The 20,093-nt window shown below is 58.7% G+C and carries 16 protein-coding genes; 7 read left to right on the plus strand and 9 right to left on the minus strand.

Annotated elements, in window-relative coordinates:
* The first annotated feature begins 137 nt into the window (after window positions 1-137).
* Window positions 138-2,153 carry a M3 family metallopeptidase gene (locus AVO44_RS14540; protein WP_068338210.1) on the plus strand — a complete coding sequence of 672 codons (2,016 nt, stop codon included), beginning with the start codon at window positions 138-140 and terminating at the stop codon, window positions 2,151-2,153.
* Here AVO44_RS14540 and AVO44_RS14545 read toward each other — a convergent pair.
* From AVO44_RS14545 to AVO44_RS14570, 6 genes are read right to left on the minus strand one after another with little or no spacing between them, the layout of a single operon-like run.
* Window positions 2,150-3,082 (minus strand): 2-hydroxyacid dehydrogenase, encoded by a 933-nt coding sequence (locus AVO44_RS14545; RefSeq protein WP_068338212.1) that lies wholly within the window; start codon window positions 3,080-3,082, stop codon window positions 2,150-2,152. The two genes, AVO44_RS14540 and AVO44_RS14545, sit on opposite strands and share 4 nt — an antisense overlap.
* Window positions 3,083-3,097: 15 nt before the next feature.
* Window positions 3,098-4,237, minus strand: a complete 1,140-nt coding sequence (gene rodA, locus AVO44_RS14550; protein ID WP_068338214.1) for a rod shape-determining protein RodA — start codon at window positions 4,235-4,237, stop codon at window positions 3,098-3,100.
* Complete coding sequence (gene mrdA / locus AVO44_RS14555; RefSeq protein ID WP_068338216.1) at window positions 4,234-6,183, minus strand: penicillin-binding protein 2; 1,950 nt, start codon at window positions 6,181-6,183, stop codon at window positions 4,234-4,236. The genes rodA and mrdA overlap by 4 nt, the downstream gene beginning before the upstream one ends.
* On the minus strand, window positions 6,183-6,713 hold the full coding sequence (locus AVO44_RS14560) for a rod shape-determining protein MreD (protein WP_068338218.1): 531 nt from the start codon (window positions 6,711-6,713) through the stop codon (window positions 6,183-6,185). The genes mrdA and AVO44_RS14560 overlap by 1 nt, the downstream gene beginning before the upstream one ends.
* Window positions 6,706-7,608 (minus strand): rod shape-determining protein MreC, encoded by a 903-nt coding sequence (gene mreC / locus AVO44_RS14565; RefSeq protein WP_068338220.1) that lies wholly within the window; start codon window positions 7,606-7,608, stop codon window positions 6,706-6,708. Before mreC ends, AVO44_RS14560 begins: the two co-directional genes overlap by 8 nt.
* A gap of 56 nt (window positions 7,609-7,664) precedes the next feature.
* On the minus strand, window positions 7,665-8,711 hold the full coding sequence (locus AVO44_RS14570; RefSeq protein WP_039523195.1) for a rod shape-determining protein: 1,047 nt from the start codon (window positions 8,709-8,711) through the stop codon (window positions 7,665-7,667).
* 154 nt (window positions 8,712-8,865) lie between these two features.
* On the opposite strand from AVO44_RS14570, the gene AVO44_RS14575 reads away from it, so the two are divergent.
* Window positions 8,866-9,657: a 23S rRNA (adenine(2030)-N(6))-methyltransferase RlmJ gene (locus AVO44_RS14575; RefSeq protein WP_068338222.1), complete on the plus strand. Its 792-nt coding sequence runs from the start codon at window positions 8,866-8,868 to the stop codon at window positions 9,655-9,657.
* Window positions 9,658-9,818: 161 nt separating this feature from the next.
* Here the strand turns inward: AVO44_RS14575 and AVO44_RS14580 are convergent, their stop codons facing one another.
* Complete coding sequence (locus AVO44_RS14580) at window positions 9,819-11,393, minus strand: 2-isopropylmalate synthase (RefSeq protein ID WP_068338224.1); 1,575 nt, start codon at window positions 11,391-11,393, stop codon at window positions 9,819-9,821.
* A gap of 287 nt (window positions 11,394-11,680) precedes the next feature.
* On the opposite strand from AVO44_RS14580, the gene AVO44_RS14585 reads away from it, so the two are divergent.
* Window positions 11,681-12,346 (plus strand): SDR family NAD(P)-dependent oxidoreductase, encoded by a 666-nt coding sequence (locus tag AVO44_RS14585; protein WP_068338226.1) that lies wholly within the window; start codon window positions 11,681-11,683, stop codon window positions 12,344-12,346.
* 4 nt (window positions 12,347-12,350) lie between these two features.
* Here AVO44_RS14585 and AVO44_RS14590 read toward each other — a convergent pair whose 3' ends face one another.
* Window positions 12,351-13,787, minus strand: a complete 1,437-nt coding sequence (locus AVO44_RS14590) for an MORN repeat-containing protein (RefSeq protein ID WP_068338369.1) — start codon at window positions 13,785-13,787, stop codon at window positions 12,351-12,353.
* Between the two features lie 146 nt (window positions 13,788-13,933).
* On the opposite strand from AVO44_RS14590, the gene AVO44_RS14595 reads away from it, so the two are divergent.
* The 3 genes from AVO44_RS14595 to AVO44_RS14605 all read left to right on the plus strand — a co-directional run bounded on the left by AVO44_RS14595 (window position 13,934) and on the right by AVO44_RS14605 (window position 17,631).
* Window positions 13,934-15,592, plus strand: coding sequence for an NAD+ synthase (locus AVO44_RS14595; RefSeq protein ID WP_068338228.1), 1,659 nt, complete (start codon window positions 13,934-13,936; stop codon window positions 15,590-15,592).
* Window positions 15,593-15,909: 317 nt separating this feature from the next.
* The gene (locus AVO44_RS14600) at window positions 15,910-16,143 is read left to right on the plus strand and encodes a hypothetical protein (protein WP_068338230.1); all 234 of its coding nucleotides are present in this window, start codon (window positions 15,910-15,912) and stop codon (window positions 16,141-16,143) included.
* A gap of 159 nt (window positions 16,144-16,302) precedes the next feature.
* Window positions 16,303-17,631, plus strand: coding sequence for an NAD(P)/FAD-dependent oxidoreductase (locus tag AVO44_RS14605; protein ID WP_068338232.1), 1,329 nt, complete (start codon window positions 16,303-16,305; stop codon window positions 17,629-17,631).
* Between the two features lie 4 nt (window positions 17,632-17,635).
* Here the strand turns inward: AVO44_RS14605 and AVO44_RS14610 are convergent, their stop codons facing one another.
* A complete protein-coding gene (locus AVO44_RS14610; protein ID WP_068338234.1) occupies window positions 17,636-18,568 on the minus strand; it encodes an MBL fold metallo-hydrolase in 933 nt (310 codons plus the stop codon).
* 190 nt (window positions 18,569-18,758) lie between these two features.
* On the opposite strand from AVO44_RS14610, the gene gltX reads away from it, so the two are divergent.
* Complete coding sequence (gene gltX / locus AVO44_RS14615; RefSeq protein WP_068338235.1) at window positions 18,759-20,084, plus strand: glutamate--tRNA ligase; 1,326 nt, start codon at window positions 18,759-18,761, stop codon at window positions 20,082-20,084.
* Window positions 20,085-20,093: the final 9 nt, after the last annotated feature.

Genomic DNA, 20,093 nt, shown 5'->3' on the forward strand with positions numbered 1-20,093 from the left:
GTCTGCCTTTCAGGTGACGTCGCGTATTGCGATGGGGTTGCACAAAAAAGCAGAGCAAAGGAATTTGCCGCGATTGGTCCGCCACCTCTGGACCATCCGGGGTAGCCTCCCTAGCTTCACCGGTAAAGGAGAGCTGCATGACCAACCCGATCCTGTCCGACTGGACCACGCCGTTTGAAATCGCCCCGTTCAACGCCATTTCAGATGACGATTTTACACCTGCGTTAGAACAGGCCATGCAGGCCCACAACGCTGAAATCGATGAGATCGCCAACAACCCGGATACGCCCACATTCGCGAACACGATCGAGGCGCTTGAGGCGGCAGGCGAACAGATGGATAAGGTGCTTTCGGTGTTTTTCACCGTCGCCGGAGCCGACAGCAATCCGGCACGGGAGAAGTTACAACGGGACTTCTCGCCCAAACTGGCCGCGCATTTCTCGGGTATATCGTCGAACAAAGCACTGTTCCACAGGGTCGCGGACCTGTGGGCGCGTAAAGACGACCTGAACTTGACCGAGGAACAGGCGCGCGTGCTGATGCTGACTCATCGCGGTTTTGTCCGTGCAGGTGCCGCGCTGGAGGGTGATGCGGACGCACGGATGCAGGACATCAAGGCGCGGCTTGCCTCGTTGGGAACCTCTTTTACGCAGAACCTGCTGGCCGATGAACGGGACTGGTACATGGACCTGTCCGAAGCTGATTTGGAAGGCCTGCCTGATTTTGTGGTGGATGCTGCGCGCGCGGCGGGGCAGGAAAAAAACGCGAATGGGCCGGTTGTGACGCTCTCACGCTCTTTGATTGTGCCGTTTTTACAGTTTTCGCCGCGGCGCGACCTAAGGGAAAAGGCGTATAAGGCATGGACTGCGCGAGGCGCAAATGGCGGTGAAACGGATAATCGGGCGATTGCTGCTGAAATCCTGACCCTGCGGGAAGAACGTGCAAATCTGCTAGGTTATGATAGTTTTGCCGATTTCAAGTTGGAAACAGAAATGGCACGTACGCCCGACAAGGTCCGTGATCTGCTTTTGCAAGTGTGGCAGCCAGCCAAGGCGCGTGCGGATGCGGATGCCGAGATCCTGACGCAGATGATGCAGGAAGATGGCGTAAACGGTCCGCTGGACGCGTGGGACTGGCGCTATTACGCTGAGAAACGTCGCAAGGCCGAGCATGATCTGGATGAAGCGGCACTAAAACCCTACCTACAGCTTGATCGAATGATCGAAGCGGCGTTTGCCTGTGCCAACCGTCTGTTCGGGCTTGAATTCGCGCCGCTGGACGTTCCGCTCTATCACGCGGATTGCCGCGCGTGGGAAGTCACGCGAAACGGACAGCACATCGCGGTGTTCATCGGTGACTATTTTGCGCGGGGATCGAAACGCTCGGGCGCGTGGTGCAGCGCGATGCGATCGCAGGCCAAGTTCCCCAAGGTTCAGGCGCCGGTCGTGATTAATGTCTGCAACTTTGCAAAAGGTGATTCCGCGCTGTTGTCTTATGATGACGCACGAACGCTGTTTCACGAATTCGGCCATGCGTTGCATCAAATGTTGTCTAACGTGACCTATGAAAGCATTTCGGGCACCAGCGTGGCGCGTGATTTCGTCGAGTTGCCCAGCCAGCTTTACGAACACTGGCTGGAAGTCCCCGAGGTTTTGGCCGAATTCGCAACCCATGCCGAAACCGGTGAAGCGATGCCACAGGACATGTTGGAAAAGGTGCTGAAGGCCGCCAATTTTGATCAAGGGTTTCAGACGGTGGAATATGTCGCCTCGGCATTGGTGGATCTGGCGTTCCATGAGGGCGCAGCCCCGGCAGATCCAATGGTGAAACAGGCTGAGGTTTTGGCGGAAATCGGTATGCCGCGGGCTATTGGTATGCGGCACGCCACACCGCATTTTGCCCATGTCTTTGCCGGCGACGGATATAGCGCAGGTTACTACAGCTACATGTGGTCCGAGGTCATGGACGCAGACGCCTTTGCCGCGTTTGAAGAAGCAGGCGGTGCATTCGACCCGGAACGCGCCAAAGCGCTGGAAGAAAACATTCTGTCCACCGGCGGTTCGCGCGAGGCCGAAGACCTGTATCTGGCCTTCCGGGGCAGGTTGCCGGGTGTCGAAGCGCTGTTGAAAGGCCGCGGGTTGATCGCGGCCTAGTACCCTAACGTCCGATCCACGAGGTGCAGGAAGGGTTCGCCTTCCTCTCCTCGGCGGATGTTCTCACAGATCACCTGTGCCGCTGTGACGGGACGTGTTTCCGACGCGATATGCGGTGTGACCGTGACGTTCGGATGGGCCCAGTAAGGGTGGTCCGGCGGCAACGGCTCGACCCGGAACACGTCAAGTGTGGCGTGCCCGACCTGTCCCGTTTTCAGCGCGTCTAGCAAGGCGTTATCGTCGATCAACGGTCCCCGACCGGGGTTGATGATACACGCCCCCATGGGCAACAGGGCCAGAGTTTTGCTGTTCAGAGTATTCTCTGTCGCTGGTGTATCCGGCAACAACAGCACGACGATCTCGGCTTGTGACAACGCGGTCAGCAACCCATCCTCGCCATACAGGCAAGTGACACCGGGGATGTCCTTGGATGTGCGGCTCCAGCCGGTGACATGAAAATTCAATGCGGCCAACGCCCGTGCAGCGGCTTCGCCCAACGCGCCAAGGCCGAGAACGCAAACCAGACGTTCACTGGCCAAAGGTGGTGCGTCAGGGGTCCAGACCCCATCCTGAACTGTTATGTGGTGATCCATGCCAAGGTGATAACGCAGCACGTGCCCCACCACCCATTCCGTCATGCCTTGCGTCAAACCGTGATCCACCATCCGCGCAAGCGGTACGGTCAGCGTCGCATTGCCCGCAATCTGTTCAACCCCTGCCCAAAGGCTGAGTACCGCTTTCAGCCGGGTGTAGGGCGTAAAGTCCATCAACCCTCCGTTCGGGGCATAAACGACGTAATCCACCTGATCCGGTGCGAATTCCGTCCCAAGGCAGAAGTCCAGCCCGGCTTCGGTCAGGCCCTTGGCCAGCAGGGGTTCGTACACGGGCCACAGTTCAGGACGCGCGGAAAACAGGACGTTCACGGGCATAAAAGACCTTTCAAATCAGCGGGGGCGGTGGATATGGGCGCTTTGGACGATGCCAAATGCAGCCATCAAAACCAGCATGGCCGAGCCACCATAGCTGACCATCGGCAGTGGTACACCGACAACCGGAGCCAAGCCCATGACCATTGACATGTTGACGGCAAAAAACAGGAAAAAGTTCAGCGCGATGCCCAATGTCACCAGTGACGAAAAGCGATCCTTGGTAGACAACGCCGTGACGAGACAGAACACGAGGATCAGAGCATATAGTGTCAGCAGGGTAATGCCGCCGACAAAGCCGAATTCCTCGGCCAGTGTGGTGAAGATAAAGTCGGTGTGTTTTTCGGGCAAGAAGTTCAGCCGCGACTGCGTCCCCTGCATGAACCCGCGCCCGTTCCAGCCACCGGACCCCAGCGCGATCTTGGACTGGGTAATGTGATATCCGGCCCCTAACGGATCAGTGGACGGGTCAAGAAATGTATCGATCCGCCGGAACTGATAATCCTTGAGCAATTGCCAGTCGGTCCCCCGGCTGTTGAATACCGTGGCAATCAGGCCCACCACGGCTGCGATGACAGCAGCGAAATAAGCCCAGTGGACACCGGCCAGAAACATCAGCCCTCCGCCCGCTGCCAGCAGCAGGATCGACGTGCCAAGGTCGGGCTGTTTCAGAACAAAGAAAGTCGGGATCAGGACCAGGATGACGGGGATCAGAACCCACAATGGGCGCGACGTTTTATGGGATGGCAACCAGTCGTAGTAGGCAGCCAGAACCATGACGAGAGCAACTTTCATGACCTCGGAAGGTTGTAGCCGCATGAAACCAAGGTCGATCCACCGTTGCGCGCCCATGCCGACGGTGCCGAAGAACTCAACAAACACCAGCAGGGCAATTGAGATCAGATAGGCCAGCACAGACATATTCCGCCAGAACCAGATCGGGACCAGCGCAACGATGAACATGACCGCAAGGCCCAGACCAAATCGCTCCATCTGCGGCTCGGCCCACGGGGTCCACGACCCGCCGGCCACGGAATACAGCATCAGGAATCCGGCGCTGGCGACGCTGATCAACAACAGGGTCAGCGGCCAGTTCATATACAGGAACTTGCGAAAGCCCGATGGCGTGGATTTGACGGCGTATTCAAGATAGCTCATGCGCGGTCCTTCTCGGTCGGACGCGCTTTGGGGCGACGGTCGCCCTCCAGCCTCTTTTGCTGTTCCTTGATTTTTTCGCGGTCAGCTACCGGATAGGCTTCAAGTGGGGGCGTTCCGTTGTACAACGCCTGCAGCATGATATCGCGGGCCACCGGGGCCGCCGCCTTGGACCCGCCACCGCCATGCTCGACCACGACTGCCACGGCAAATTTCGGATTGTCATAAGGGGCAAAGCTGACAAACAGCGCGTGGTCGCGGCGCTCCCATGGCAGATCCTCGTTGCGGATCACACCGGCGGCCCGTTCGGCCTTGGTGATATTGCGGACCTGACTGGTGCCGGTCTTGCCTGCCATGCGCAGGTCATCAGCGATGATACGACTGCGATAGGCTGTACCTCCGCGGTCGTTTGAAACCGCGAACATGGCCTTGCGTATGAATTCCAGATTGGTTGGGCTGACGGCCAGCGGCTCACCTGCGCCAGAGGGTTGTTCAACCCCGTTTACCGATCGCACCAAACGCGGTTTTACAGCGCGCCCCGTGGCGATCCGTGCCGTCATGACCGCCAGTTGGAGTGGTGAGGCCAGCATGAACCCCTGACCGATCGACGCATTTGCCGTGTCGCCAGTCAGCCAGCTTTGCCCGTGAACACGTTCCTTCCACTCTTGGTTCGGGGCCAAGCCAGCGGCGACTGCGGACATAGGGATATCGTGTTTGACACCCAGACCGAAAATGCGAGCCATCTCGGAAATCTTGTCGATTCCGGTGCGCAGCGCCACGTCGTAATAGTAGACGTCGCAACTGCGTTTCAGCGACAGATTCAGATCGACCGTTCCGTGCCCGCCGCGTTTCCAGCAATGAAAGCGGCGGCTGCCGACTTTAAGGTGACCAGGGCAGTAGACAGTGTTTGAAGGCCCGACCACGCCGGCCTCAAGCGCAGCCATGGCGGTAATCATCTTGAAGGTTGATCCGGGCGGGTACGTGCCCTGAACAGACTTGTTTGCCAGTGGGCGGTAATTGTCCTGTGTCAGCGCCCGATAATCGGCCACTGAAATGCCGCGCACGAAAAGATTCGGGTCGAAACTGGGGGCCGAACTTATGGCCCGGAGATCACCGGTCTCGCAGTCGATGACAACGGCGGCGGCGCTTTCTCCGGCCAGCCGGGCCTGCGCATATTGTTGCAAGTCGGCATCGACCGAGAGCTGCAGATCAGCACCAGCCTCGCCTTCTTGCCGGTCCAGCTCGCGCATAACGCGGCCAGTGGCGTTGACCTCGACACGCTTGGCTCCGGCTTTGCCGCGCAAAGCGCCCTCTTGCTTGGCCTCGAGCCCCACCTTGCCGATCTGGAACCGGGGAATGCGCAGCACCGGTTCGGGGTCTGCGATCTGGCTAAGATCATAGTCACTGACCGGGCCGACATAACCGACCACATGGGCGAAATCTTCATAGCGCGGATATTGCCGGGTTTGACCGACTTCGGGGATCACGCCGGGCAGGGCCGGGGCGTTGACGGCGACTTTGGATATATCGGCCCAGGTGACCTGATCAGCCAGTGTAACAGGCAGAAAAGGTGCCGAACGCCGCATCTCTGCCTTGGCGCGCTCTATTTCATCTGAGGTCAGAGGGATCAGTTCCGAGAGTTTGGCAATCACCTGATCGACATCTCCGGCGTCCTCGCGCACCATGACAATGCGGTAAGAGGGGGAGTTCTGGCCAATAATCTCGCCGTTCCGGTCGTATATCCGGCCACGGGTTGGCGGGATCAAGCGGATGTTGATCCGGTTTTCCTCGGCTAGAAGGCGGTATTCATCGGCCTGCTCGACCTGCATGAACCGCATCCGGGCCGCCAACCCGCCAATAAAGGCGGCCTGTAGCCCGCCGAGGATCAGCGCCCGTCGGGGCAGGCGTTTGTATGCGAGACCTTGGGCTTTGGGTTTGCGCTGTTTCATCACGCCCCCACTATACTGTTATTGGATACAGAGACACGCCGAACGCCAAAGATGTTCTGGCTGAGCAGAACGATCAACGGATAAACCGCGATTGTCAGAACCAGTTGTATCACCAGCGGGCCAAATGCTGCCTGTTGCACAGATAGGATAGCAAGAATGACACGATTCAGCATGAAGACCGCTGTAACAACCACTGCGACAGTCGAGCATTCACCAACAAACCCCATATCGCGCATGCCATACGCAGCCGAACGCAGGTAGGACGCGCCCAGTACGACCAGCGCTGCCAATAGTCCGGGTGGGCGTTGCAGCAACAGGTCTGCCATCAGCATCACAAAGGCCACAAGAAGTGTCGGAACATATTCAGGCCGTCGCAGCACCCATGCGAAGGTCAGGGCGATCAGAAGGTCAGGAAACGGCCAGCGGTCCGGTTGCGTATCCAGCGGAAGAAGGTGAAGAAACAAGATCAACATGGCCAGAAAAAGATACAGCACCCGTTTGGACCAAAGCTGAGAGGTTGGGCTATCCATCCCCGACCTCCGCCGGGTTAAGCGCCGTTTCGGGGGTTCCGGGGCCAACAATATCTCCGGGATCGCGGATCGGGGGGGCAGATTTGTACCGCAACACCCGAAGGAACTCGAGCCGTTCGAAATCTGCCGAAAGGCGCACCCGCAGGCGGCCCCCGGGGTCGGCAGTGATCTGACCGATCAGCAGGCCGCCAGGGAAAACCCCACCATCGCCCGAGGTTACAACACGGTCGCCGGGGCGCACGAGTTCCCGGTTCTCAAGGAACTCAACGGCGGGTGCAGGCGTGTTATCGCCGGTGATCAGCGCGGTTTGGCCCGAGGGCTGGATGGTGGCCGGAATCGCGCTTGAGGCGTCGGTCAGCAAGATCACCCTTGCTGTGTCCGGCCCCACACCAGAAATCCGTCCGACGACGCCGATGCCGTCCATCGTGGCCCACCCATCGGTGATGCCGTCACGCTCGCCCACGTTCAGCAGAACCGATTGCCGGAAAGGTGATCCGCTGTCGGCCATCACAACACCGGTGATATAGGTCAGGCGGGGATCAAGACGTACGTTGTTCAGGTCCAGCAGCCGGGCATTTTCCTGCTCTAACTGCAACGCGGCCTCTTTCCAGGCGCGCATCAGGCGCAGCTCGCTACGCAATTCCTGGTTCTGTTCGCTCAGGCGTTGATAGCTTTGGAAATCGCGTGCGAGATTGACCACGGCGGTGACCGGAACCATCGCCCATTCCATCGAAGGAACCACCCGGTCCACGACCTGCGCACGGAACCTTTCCACGCGGGGGCTGTCGATGCGCCAGACCAGAAAGATGCCAAGCAGGCACAGCACCACAATCCCCACAAGCAAACGGCGGAGGGGGGTTGTGTATTCGTCGCGCTGTGATCGGTCCTTTGCCACAGGACTCCTTCCCGTGCTGCTCTTGCCCGAGTTGTTACCCCGAAAGGGTGCGCGCCTTAGCTTTCGTAGTCAATCGCGTGGCGCAGTTGTTTTTCGTATTCCAGCGCCTTACCGGTGCCCAAAGCCACACAGTTCAGGCTTTCGTCGGCAATCGACACGGCCAGACCTGTCTGCTCGCGCAAGGCAAGATCCAGATCGCCCAGCAACGCACCGCCACCGGTCAGCATCACACCGCGGTCCACGATATCCGCCGCCAGATCAGGCGGCGTGGTCTCAAGCGCGGTCATCACTGCCTCGCAAATCTGCTGGACGGGTTCTGACAGTGCCTCGGCCACCTGCGCCTGGCTGATCTCGATTTCTTTCGGCACACCGTTCAACAGGTCGCGGCCCCGGATATGCATCGACTGGCCCCGGCCATCGTCGGGCATACGGGCGGTGCCGATGGTGGTTTTGATGCGCTCGGCGGTCGATTCACCCACCAGCAAGTTCTGCTGGCGGCGCAGGTAGGAGATTATGGCCTCATCCATGCGGTCGCCACCGACACGCACCGAACGCGCGTAGACGATGTCACCCAGCGATAGAACAGCCACCTCAGTCGTACCGCCGCCAATATCAACGACCATGTTGCCGGTCGGATCGGTGATCGGCATGCCGGCGCCAATGGCAGCCGCAATTGGTTCTGCAATCAGGCCCGCGCGCCGGGCGCCTGCGGACAGAACCGACTGGCGGATTGCGCGTTTTTCAACGGGTGTTGCGCCGTGCGGGACGCAGACGATGATTTTGGGTTTCGAGAAAGTCGAGCGTTTGTGGACCTTACGGATGAAGTGCTTGATCATCTCTTCCGCAGTGTCGAAATCTGCAATGACACCTTCGCGCATCGGGCGGATCGCCTCGATCGAGCCGGGGGTCCGGCCCAGCATCAGCTTGGCGTCCTCGCCCACGGCCAGCACTTTCTTGACGCCGTCTTTTACGTGGTATGCAACCACAGAGGGTTCAGACAGGATGACGCCGCGCCCTTTGACATAAACCAGCGTGTTCGCTGTCCCAAGGTCGATAGCCATGTCCGCTGTGAACAGGCCGCCCAGATTGCCAAAGATCCCCATGATTCCCCTGATCCTGTATGTCGTTTTTCTACTGCCCGCGACTCGACGGTTCCGGGACGGATGACTTATAGGGTGCCAGCACGTCCGGTAAAAGGGCTGATTCCGCGACGATCAGCACCTTTCCGCCTTATTAAGTGGGACTTTAGAAGGCAATATGCTCTCATATCAACATATTTACCACGCTGGAAATCTGGCTGATGTGCAAAAGCACGCATTATTGGCATGGGTGCTCGCTTATCTGACCCAAAAGGACAAGCCACTTACCTACATAGAGACCCACTCTGGACGGGGCTTGTACAAATTGAACGCGCCCGAGGCGCTGCGTACAGGCGAGGCGGCAGCAGGTATCCAGCGCGTAAGGCAGGCAAGTTGGTTTTGCGCGGATCACCCTTTGGAACGCGCAATCCGAGCGGTCCAAAAGCGGCACGGGGCTGAGGCCTACCCGGGCTCACCCATGATTGCTGCCAGTATTCTACGGGATCAGGATAGTCTGCACCTTGCCGAGTTGCACCCGCAGGAACACGCTGCATTGGCGATGATGATGTCTCCGTATGGCGCCAAGGTTTATCGTCAGGACGGCTTTGAACTCGCACAGTCCTTGTTGCCGCCTACACCGCGACGCGGCGTTCTGATGATTGACCCGAGCTATGAGGTAAAGTCTGAATATGATCGCCTGCCCAGAGTTATCTCCAAACTGCATCGCAAGTGGAATGTCGGTGTAATCGTGTTGTGGTATCCTGTTCTAAGGGATGGCCGCCACAGCGCCATGATTTCGGCACTCAAGTCGCAGAACCTGCCAAAATCCGTCTGTCACGAGGTTCGGTTTGATCCAGTGCGCGAGGGGCACGGAATGGTTGGCTCGGGTATGTTCATTGTCAATGCCCCCTTTGGAATCGAAGACGAGGCAACCCGCCTGACACGCTTGTTCGAGGGGCTTCGAAACTGACTCGAATCCACAGTTTGCTCCCGCCTTGTTCGTCCGCATCATAGATGCGAACAAAAAACGTTGGGCCCGGCAGCGCACCATGGCGCGCTGCCGGGCCCAAAACCCAAGAAGGGGCGGCGCAGCCGGGCCGCCGCGGGTGCGGGAGCCTTTGGCCGTCGCGCCTAGGTCAGGTCCTTGTAGCTTATCTCGCGCGCGTCTGAGCCGGGGCCGGTTTTTTCGCGGCGTACGATCAGGCGGTTCAGGGCGTGGATATATGCCTTGGCCGATGCGACGACCGTATCCGTGTTGGCCGATTGACCAGTGGCGATCATACCATCTTCTTCCAGACGCACGGAAACGGTGGCCTGTGCGTCTGTACCCTCGGTTACGGCATGCACCTGGTACAGCTGCAAATGGGCCTTGTTGGGATAAATCGCGCGGACTGCCTTGAATGTCGCGTCAACCGGGCCGTCGCCGTGTTCGGTCGCGATGACATCCTTGCCGTCCACTTCCAATTCAACGGTTGCTTCGGCTTTCCCACCGGTGCCGCAGGTGACCTTCATGGAAACCAGTTGCAGGTGGTCGTTCGCTTCGTCATCGTCCAGCGTCATCAGCGCGATGAGGTCGTCGTCGAAGACCTCTTTTTTACGGTCGGCCAGATCCTTGAACCGCACGAAAATATCCTTGAGCTGGTTGTCCCCGATCTCATACCCCAGCGTTTCCAGCTTGTCGCGCAATGCCGCGCGGCCCGAATGCTTGCCCAATGGCAAGGATGTGCCAGACAGACCGATATCCTCGGGGCGCATGATTTCGAAGTTTTCGCGGTTCTTCAGCATGCCATCCTGATGGATGCCGCTTTCATGGGCAAAGGCGTTCTTGCCGACAATTGCTTTGTTGAACTGCACATTAAAGCCGGACACGGTCGCGACGCGGCGCGAGATGTGCATGATCTTGGTCGTGTCAATGCCCGTCTTCCATGGCATGATGTCATTGCGGGTGCGCAGTGCCATCACCACCTCTTCCAAGGCGGTGTTGCCCGCGCGTTCACCCAGACCGTTGATCGTGCACTCGATCTGCCGCGCGCCGCCCGCAACTGCGGCCAGAGAGTTCGCGGTCGCCATGCCAAGATCGTTGTGGCAATGGGTGGCAAAGATCACTTCGTCCGCGCCCGGCACGGTTTCGATCAGGCGCTTGATCAGATCGGCACTTTCCACCGGAGCGGTATAGCCGACAGTGTCGGGGATGTTGATCGTCGTCGCACCGGCCTTGATGGCAATCTCAATCACGCGGCACAGGTAATCCCATTCCGTCCGGGTCGCATCCATCGGCGACCATTGCACGTTTTCACACAGGTTGCGGGCGTGGCTGACCGTTTCATGGATCTTGTCGGCCATCTCATCCTGCGTCAGGTTCGGAATAGCGCGGTGCAGTGGCGAGGTGCCGATGAAGGTGTGAATGCGGCTTTTCCCGGCGTGTTTCACAGCCTCCCAGCAGCGGTCGATATCAGCGAAATTGGCGCGCGCCAGACCGCAGATGCGACTGTTCTTCGACCGCTGGGCAATTTCGGACACCGCCTTGAAATCACCTTCGGACGCGATGGGAAAGCCGGCTTCGATAATGTCCACGCCCATCTCGTCCAGCAGTTCGGCGATCTCGAGCTTTTCGTCATGGGTCATGGTGGCGCCTGGGCTTTGCTCGCCGTCGCGCAAAGTGGTGTCAAAGATCAAGACACGGTCTTGGTCGGTCACGTTGGTCATGGGAATCTCTTTCTTCTTCTGTCCTAAAGCCTATGGCGCGCGGGCGTCCTCCTCTGAGCGGGCGCGCCGGTTGGCACGCTCAGAGGCGGATTAGGATCAGTAGGCCACGCAGTGACGCACCGCTAAGGGCGGTGTCGGCAACAAGGATATCTGCGCGGTTGATCATGGGCAGAGTGTATACATCGCCTGCGTGGAATGAAAAGACCCATTTGCAGCGTAAAGGCGGTAAGTGGGATTCTTTTATACGCCACATTGATCCTTCCGCGCAGACGGCTAGGTGAAGCACCATGGAGAAAGCACTAATCATCGGCGCATCGGGGGGAATCGGGCAGGCGGTCTGCCAGCAGCTGACCGGGCGGGGGGTAGCTGTAACGGCCTTGTCACGTTCGACAGACGGATTTGACCTGACTGACCCTGACCGCGTTCATCACATCTTGGAGGAAATCCCCGGCCCTTTTGACCTGATCTTCGTTGCCTCGGGTGCGCTGGAAATCAAAGGGTCAGAACCGGAAAAGACCTTCAGAACCCTGTCAGCGCAGGCGATGATGGATCAATTCGCACTCAACGCTGTTGGGCCTGCACTTGTGCTGCGCCACGCAGCGCGCCTGTTGCCGCGTGACCGTCGCGCGGTTTTCGCGGTGCTTTCGGCGCGGGTCGGCTCGATTGGAGACAACCGTCTGGGCGGATGGGTCAGCTATCGTGCGGCAAAGGCCGCCGTGAACCAGATTGTTCACACCGCGTCTATCGAACTGGCGCGGACGCATAAACAGGCGATTTGTGTCGCCCTTCATCCCGGTACGGTAAAAACCGAGTTCACCCGCAAATACCTTGGTCGCCACCCTGCGGTTGAGCCGGACGAGGCCGCAGCAAACCTCCTGAATGTCACGGAACGCCTGACCCCGGCGGATACCGGAGCGTTTTTCGATTGGGCGGGAAAACCCGTGCCTTGGTGATGGCTCAGCCGTCCGAGTCCGCGGGCGCCACCTCGGGTGTCTCATCTGTCGACGTCGCAAGCGCACCGTTTTCCCAAACACCGGTTTCGACTTCACCATTGGCATAGCGCATGGTGCCATTGCCCTGACGCTTGGCATCGACAAAGCTGCCTTCGTACACGTCCCCGCTTGGGTAAGTCGCGACGCCATCGCCGGTGATTTTGCCCTCGGTCCACTGGCCAGTATAGCTGAAGCCGTTCGCCATGACGATCTCACCCTGCCCGTGTCGCTGTCCGTCGTTGAATTCACCGGTGTAAACCGTGCCATCGGGATAGGTCGCCATACCGGTTCCCTGGCGCAGTCCATCGACCCAGTCGCCGTCATAGATATAGCCGTTGGCTGAGGTCAGAACACCTTTGCCGTGGTTCTTGGCATTCCTGAATTCACCTTTGTAGACAGTGCCATTGGGATAGGTCGATACACCCTGGCCCTCGATGACCCCAGCGATCCACTCTCCTTCATATGTCGATCCGTCTGTATAGGTGATGCGACCATTGCCTTCGGCCAGGTCGGCCCTGAAATCCCCGACATAGATCGAGCCGTCGGGATAGGTCACTTCGCCCAGGCCTTCGATCAGACCATTGGTCCACTCGCCGGTGTATACATATCCGTCGGTCCCGGTATAGGTGCCCTGACCGTGGCGCAAGTCGTCTGCATAGTCGCCTTCGTAGACGTCGCCGTTTGCGTAGATGACCTTGCCCTTGCCCTGACGGCGCCCTTCGACAAGCGTGCCTTCGTAGACATCGCCATTCACGTAAGACAGGCGTCCGGTCCCGGTTATGCGATCTTCCGACCAGTCGCCCACATAGGTCATGCCGTCAGGCAAGGTCAGGCTGCCCTGGCCGTGGCGTTGACCGTCCTTTATGTCACCCTCGTAAACGCCGCCTTCGGCATAGGTGATCTTGCCCTTGCCCTGTTTGACGCCGTCGACCCACTCCCCGTCATAGCTATAGCCGCTTGGGTCGGTCAGAACGCCCGATCCGTGATACCGGGCGTTCTGGAAGCCGCCTTCATAGCGCGCACCATTGGCATAGATCGCTACGCCCTGACCGTTTATGGTGCCATCGGACCACTCGCCTTCATAGCTGCCACCGTCGGCATAGATGATTTTGCCGCGCCCTTCGGGCTGGCCATTCGCAAACGTCCCTTCGTAGACAGACCCGTTTACATAGCGGGCAATCCCCTGACCCTGAATCTCACCCTCGGACCATTCGCCGGTGTATTCGAACCCGTTCGGCAGGCGATAGGTTCCGGTGCCGTGGCGCAGCCCGTTTTCGAAGGTGCCCTCGTAGACGCCGCCGACCTCATCATCTTTGGTGATCACCTGACCGTCTTGCGCGGTGGCGCCGGTGGCCATCAGAGCGATCGCTGACGCGGCAATGGAAATGCGGAAAGTGTTCATGATTGGTCCTGCCTGCCAGGTTTTCATCCTTTCAACCAAAACTAAGGTACCGTTGGGGTCAGAGCAACGAGTTTTGCACCATTTGCCTTTTACTCGCGCAACGATCTGCTACATGGCAGTAAGACTGACGAGATCATGAGAGCAAAATGGCCGACCGCTTCCGCATCACTCTGGCGCAATTAAACCCCACCGTGGGGGATATTGACGGAAATGCCAACAAGGCGTTCGCCGCGTGGGAGCAGGGGCGCAAGGCCGGGGCCGACCTGGTGGCTTTGCCCGAAATGTTCATCACGGGCTATAATACGCAGGATCTGGTCATGAAGCCCGCATTCCACGCGGCCGCGATGGCCCGGGTCGAAGCCCTGGCCAAAGACTGCGCTGACGGCCCGGCTGTTGCGATTGGCGGCCCGTGGGTCGAGAATGGTAGCCTTTACAATGCCTACCTGATCCTCAAGGGCGGTCGGATCAGCAGCAAGGTTCTGAAACACCACCTGCCCAACGAAACCGTGTTTGATGAGGTGCGCCTTTTTGACTCCGGGCCTTTGGGCGGCCCCTATGCCGTTGGGAATACACGCATTGGCAGTCCGATTTGCGAAGATGGCTGGCATTCGGATGTGACCGAAACCCTTGAGGAAACAGGGGCGGAATTCCTGTTGATCCCCAATGGCTCGCCCTATTTCCGCAACAAATACGATGTGCGGATTAATCAAATGGTGGCGCGTGTCGTCGAAACTGGTCTGCCGCTGATTTACCTGAATATGGTGGGCGGCCAGGATGACCAGGTTTTTGATGGCGGGACGTTCGGCCTGAACCCAGGGGGCGAACTGGCATTTCGCATGCCCATCTTTGACGAAGCGAACAGCCACATAGATCTTGAGCGCGGCGATGATGGCTGGCGTATCCTGCCTGCCGAAATTGCGCCGCAGCCCGATGAATGGGAGCAGGACTATCGCGCAATGGTGCAGGCCTTACGCGACTATATGGGCAAAACCGGGTTCAAGAAGGCGCTGCTGGGGCTTTCGGGCGGTGTGGATTCTGCCTTGGTTGCGACCATCGCGGTTGATGCCATCGGGGCTGAGAATGTCCGCTGCGTGATGCTGCCGTCTGAATACACCAGCCAAGCCTCTTTGGACGATGCCGAAGCGGTCGCGAAGGCGCTGGGCGTTCATTATGACTATGTGCCGATTTCAGACAGCCGGGCGGCGGTGACGGACACTTTGGCCTCACTTTTTGACAGCCACGAACCTGACGTGACCGAAGAGAACATCCAGTCACGATTGCGTGGCCTGTTACTGATGGCAATCTCGAACAAGTTTGGCGAGATGCTGTTGACCACGGGTAACAAATCCGAAGTCGCTGTGGGCTATGCCACAATTTATGGTGACATGAACGGCGGATATAATCCGATCAAGGATCTGTATAAAACCCGCGTGTTCGAAACCTGCCGATGGCGCAACGCGAACCACCGCGACTGGATGATGGGTCCTGCGGGCGAGGTTATCCGCCCCTCAGTCATCGACAAACCCCCCAGTGCCGAGCTGCGTGAAGATCAGAAAGACAGCGACAGCCTGCCCGATTACCCGGTTCTGGACGCGATTCTTGATATTCTGATCGATCAGGAAGGTTCGATTTCCGACTGCGTGGCCGCCGGTTTCGATGAGGCTGACGCGCGGCGGGTCGAACATCTGATCTTTATCAGCGAATACAAACGCTTTCAGTCTGCCCCCGGAACACGTCTGACCCATCGCGCATTTTGGCTGGATCGCAGGTATCCGATTGTGAACCGTTGGCGCGACCAGGGCTGACGCGCATGGACGTGCTCTGAGAGGGCAATTCAGGGTTTCCTGATCGGAAATAATGCCATTGGATCAATAAACACTGTTTCGTAATCGAGTGGTAGTGTTCGTGTTTTCGAGCCTTTCCTAAGGCTGACGTCTTGAAATCACGACATTTTTTTGCCACATTTTTGCTTGATTGACGCCCCAACCGTGGGCGGCGTACCCCAATTCCGATTGTTCCGGATCACGGTGCGTAATGTGTGTGACGTATGAGTTAACGATTTGGTGGTATTATGTATGAAAGGTACGACAAGTCGCTTCACCCGCCTTTAAGGTACAAGTCCATGGAGACCGAGGGAAAGGCTCTGGACGAGGCGAAGGTGGATGCTGCGATTTCGGATCTTCTGCGTGAGGAAGAGCCCGAAGACCCCGAGCCCGAGGCTGAACCCGCGAAAGCACAGCTCAGCTTTCCTGAACTGCCCAAGCAGGCGGAAATAGATGAGAAAGCAGAACCCAAAGAAACCGGTCTAGGGGCGGCAATACTTCAGAAATTGGCCGAGCTGCGCGGCGCAGCTTAAGCTTCGGTTTATTCGGGGTGTATCGGCGCGCAATGTCGCGCCCTTTGGCGTGTTCGCCACAGCTTAAAAAAATTCTTTGATCCTGCGGCATAAGGCATGTTGCCTATGGAAGCGCTTCGCGCATTCATGGCGGTTCGAGCCATGACGTAAGAGCAGTTGATGCCCGGCCCAAAGCCAACCCATGTAGAACCCGATTTGCACCTGCCCAAAGCCGTGGACGTCGTCGTCATTGGCGGCGGTATCATAGGCGCGTCGACAGCCCTTGAATTGTCTGAACGTGGCGCATCCGTGCTGCTATGTGAAAAAGGCCAGATCGCAGGTGAGCAAAGCGCACGCAACTGGGGATGGGTACGGCTTGGAATGCGCGACCCAAGGGAAATCCCGCTTATGGTCGAGGCGCTGCGCCTGTGGCAGGGGCTGGATCAGCGCATCGGCCGGAAGACTGGGTATACGCGGTCTGGTATCCTTTTCGGCGTATCCGGCAAGCGAAGCCGAGGTCAACTGGAACGCTGGCTGCAGCACGTCGACGGATTACAGACTGGTGCGATGTTGGTGGACTGGGCGGATTTGAACGCGCTTTTACCCGGCAATCAAACGGATTTTGACTGCGCCCTCTACATGCCGCAAGACGGGCGGGCCGAGCCGCAATGGGCGGCCCCCGCGATCGCCGAAGCCGCGCGGGACAGGGGCACCGTGCTGATGACCAATTGCGCTGTGCGAAGTGTCGAGTTTGACGGCAACCATATCTCTGGTGTCTTTACCGAGCGCGGTCGTGTTGCATGTAACTATGTGGTTCTGGCTGGCGGTGCCTGGTCCCGACTTTTTGCAGGAAACGCCGGGATTGAGCTGCCGCAGCTTAAGGTTCTGAATACGGTGCTAAGGACTTCGCCGGTTGATGGGCCGGACACTGCGCTTTGGGCTGACGCGTTTGCTCTGCGAAAACGCGCGGATGGAGGATACTCAATCGCGTCTGGGCACGAGAATACCGTCGACATCGTACCTGATAGTTTTCGGCTGCTCCGGCCATTCCTGCCCGCCTTTGCGCAGGAATGGCGTTCTCTGCGCTTTCGTCTGTCGCACCGGTGGCGCGTCGAAGCGCGCGAGGATCGAAGCTGGCTGCCCACCGATGTAACTCCGTTTGAAAAATGTCGGATTCTTGATCCAGAACCGTCCGCCAAGGTGCTGCGGCGCGCCTGGGCAAAAGCGCGCAAAGGGTTTCCATCGCTGGAGAAAGCCGAAATCATTCAAAGCTGGGCGGGTATGATTGATGTGACCCCGGATGCAGTCCCGGTGATCTCGGGCGTAGATGATATGCCGGGCATGTACATCGCCACCGGATTTTCGGGTCATGGGTTTGGTATCGGTCCGGCAGCGGGTCGCCTGATGGCCGATCTGGTCGCGGAGACCACGCCGTGTGTCGATCCGGCCGCTTTTCGCCTGTCCCGTTTCACGGATGGCTCCAAAGTGCGACCGGACCCCGGGTACTGAAAGATCAGCCCATCATCTGATAGCTGACCGGAACAAAGCGGAACCCGTCCCCACGGGTTTCAACAAAGCCTGCCGCCGGAAAAGGCATGTGATAGCCGATCATCGGCACCTTGTCGGCGGCCAGCATACCCAGCACGTTGCGTCGCGATGCGGTGGCCGCCGCTTTGTCCATGTCAAAAACAACCTCCCATTCCGGGTGAGCGAAGGACCAGACATAATGGTTCGCCAGATCCGCTGTCAGTATTAGGCGCTGGCCGTTGCTTTCCAGATGGTAAACCGTATGCCCCGGCGTGTGCCCGTATGCGGCGACCGCAGTGATGCCGGAAGTCACCTCGCCACCGTCCCCGAGAAAGCTCATCTTCTCGGCCAGCGGGGTCACTTTGGCAGCGACCAGATCACCGACGCGATTGCCAGCGTCTTGTGCAGACCAGAAGTCATACTCGGGCGACGCGGTGACATAGCGGGCATTTGGGAAGGTCGGCGCGTCATTGGTTGTCATGCCGCCGATATGGTCGGGGTGCATATGGGTGATGACAACGACGTCGATCTGGTCTGGGGTTACGCCGGCATCGGCCAGCGCGGCCTGAATACCGCCTTGTCCGAGGCCGGTGTCGAACAAAACAAGCTCGGACCCGGTATTGACCAGCGTTGGGGTAAAGAAAAACTGCGCCACATCAGGCGAGATGAAGTTTTCGGCCGAGACCCTGGCAAAATCCTCATCCGATGCGCCGCCGCCAAAGATGTCCTTGGCACCGTCGCGGGGCAGGCTACCGTCAAGCAGCGTCGTGACAGTGAACTCCCCCAATTTAAAGGATTTGGCGATGGTCGAATTGGCTTTGGTCTCAACGCCTTCGGCCAACAACGGTGACGCCGCTGCGGCAAACGGCAAGGCTGCTGCGGAACCAAGTGCCGCGCGACGGGTTAGTTTGATGGTCATTTTGCTTCTCCCTGTCAGTGTACTTTGGGTGAGGTAGGTCGGCGCAAGTCTCTTGCCAGATTATAGGCAGGCGATCTGGTCTGCGTTAATGAACAAAGCGTGTTTGTATTTGCTCGTGCTGCCAACCTGAATGCCTTTACTGGACAATTGGTCAATCCTGTGACAAGAGCCGCGCCAACAGGAGAGCTCCATGACCACGACCCGTTTCGCCCCTTCGCCCACCGGCTTTATCCATGTGGGCAACCTACGCACTGCCCTCATGAACTATCTGATCGCCCGCAAGGCTGGCGGTACGTTCATTCTGCGTATCGACGACACTGATCCCGAGCGGTCGAAAGAGGAATATGTCGACGCGATCAAGCAGGATCTGGAGTGGCTGGGCCTGCATTGGGACCGGGTGGAGCGTCAGTCAGAGCGTCTTGATCGGTACGCCGAAGCGGCTGACAAGCTGCGCGAAATGGGCCGGTTCTATGAGGCGTTTGAGACGCCGACCGAATTGGACCTCAAGCGGAAAAAGCAGCTGAATATGGGTAAGCCGCCGGTCTATGACCGGGCCGCGTTGAACCTGTCGGAGACCGAGAAAGAAGCCCTGCGCGCCGAGCGTGGCAATGGCGTGTGGCGTTTCAAGCTGGATCATGAGCGGATCGAGTGGACTGACAGTATCCTGGGGGATATTTCGATTGATGCGGCATCCGTCTCTGATCCCGTCCTGATCCGGGGTGATGGCCAAGTTCTTTATACGATTGCCTCGGTCGTGGACGACACCGAGATGGGCGTGACCGATGTGGTGCGCGGCTCGGACCATGTGACCAACACCGCGACGCAGATACAGATCATCGAGGCGCTGGGCGGAAAATGCCCGCGTTTCGCACACCATTCGTTGCTGACCGGCCCGCAGGGTGAGGCGCTGTCGAAACGTTTGGGCACCTTGGCCCTGCGCGACCTGCGCGAACAGGGTGTTCAGCCGATGGCCTTGCTGAGCTTGATGGCGCGTCTGGGCTCGTCGGACCCAGTCGAGCTGCGCTCGGACATGGCCGAATTGATCGACGGCTTTGACGTCAGCCGGTTCGGTGCCGCACCAACAAAGTTCGACGTGCAGGACCTTTTCCCGTTGACGGCAAAGCATCTGCAATCCCTGCCACTGGCGGACGTTGCCGACGCGGTTTCAAAGGCTGGTGTGCCGGACGAGCTGGCCGAGGACTTCTGGGCCATGGCGCGTGAGAACATCACCACTCTGGGTGACCTGAAAGGCTGGTGGGAGCTGTGCCGCGACGGGGCCGAGCCTCTGATCGCCGATGAAGATCGCGAGTTTATCGCTGAGGCCGTCGCTTTGCTGCCGGAGGTTCCGTTCGATGCAGAAACCTGGGGCACTTGGACGAAAGCGGTGAAAGAGGCTACCGGCCGCAAGGGAAAAGCGCTGTTCATGCCACTCCGCAAGGCGCTGACTGGCATGGAACGCGGGCCGGAAATGGCAACTCTGCTGCCACTGCTTCAGGTGATCCGCGCACGCGGTTGATCACGGCGC

Origin of the sequence: Ruegeria profundi (assembly GCF_001507545.1) — a bacterium.
Classification (GTDB): Bacteria; Pseudomonadota; Alphaproteobacteria; order Rhodobacterales; family Rhodobacteraceae; genus Ruegeria; species Ruegeria profundi.

What these genes read in the sequence shown, in the direction of transcription:
- AVO44_RS14540 (WP_068338210.1), top strand. Translation starts at nt 138, where the DNA reads ATGACCAACCCGATCCTGTCCGACTGGACCACGCCGTTTGAAATCGCC.
- AVO44_RS14545 (WP_068338212.1), bottom strand. Translation starts at nt 3,082, where the DNA reads ATGCCCGTGAACGTCCTGTTTTCCGCGCGTCCTGAACTGTGGCCCGTG.
- rodA (WP_068338214.1), bottom strand. Translation starts at nt 4,237, where the DNA reads ATGAGCTATCTTGAATACGCCGTCAAATCCACGCCATCGGGCTTTCGC.
- mrdA (WP_068338216.1), bottom strand. Translation starts at nt 6,183, where the DNA reads ATGAAACAGCGCAAACCCAAAGCCCAAGGTCTCGCATACAAACGCCTG.
- AVO44_RS14560 (WP_068338218.1), bottom strand. Translation starts at nt 6,713, where the DNA reads ATGGATAGCCCAACCTCTCAGCTTTGGTCCAAACGGGTGCTGTATCTT.
- AVO44_RS14570 (WP_039523195.1), bottom strand. Translation starts at nt 8,711, where the DNA reads ATGGGGATCTTTGGCAATCTGGGCGGCCTGTTCACAGCGGACATGGCT.
- AVO44_RS14575 (WP_068338222.1), top strand. Translation starts at nt 8,866, where the DNA reads ATGCTCTCATATCAACATATTTACCACGCTGGAAATCTGGCTGATGTG.
- AVO44_RS14580 (WP_068338224.1), bottom strand. Translation starts at nt 11,393, where the DNA reads ATGACCAACGTGACCGACCAAGACCGTGTCTTGATCTTTGACACCACT.
- AVO44_RS14585 (WP_068338226.1), top strand. Translation starts at nt 11,681, where the DNA reads ATGGAGAAAGCACTAATCATCGGCGCATCGGGGGGAATCGGGCAGGCG.
- AVO44_RS14590 (WP_068338369.1), bottom strand. Translation starts at nt 13,787, where the DNA reads ATGAACACTTTCCGCATTTCCATTGCCGCGTCAGCGATCGCTCTGATG.
- AVO44_RS14595 (WP_068338228.1), top strand. Translation starts at nt 13,934, where the DNA reads ATGGCCGACCGCTTCCGCATCACTCTGGCGCAATTAAACCCCACCGTG.
- AVO44_RS14600 (WP_068338230.1), top strand. Translation starts at nt 15,910, where the DNA reads ATGGAGACCGAGGGAAAGGCTCTGGACGAGGCGAAGGTGGATGCTGCG.
- AVO44_RS14605 (WP_068338232.1), top strand. Translation starts at nt 16,303, where the DNA reads ATGCCCGGCCCAAAGCCAACCCATGTAGAACCCGATTTGCACCTGCCC.
- AVO44_RS14610 (WP_068338234.1), bottom strand. Translation starts at nt 18,568, where the DNA reads ATGACCATCAAACTAACCCGTCGCGCGGCACTTGGTTCCGCAGCAGCC.
- gltX (WP_068338235.1), top strand. Translation starts at nt 18,759, where the DNA reads ATGACCACGACCCGTTTCGCCCCTTCGCCCACCGGCTTTATCCATGTG.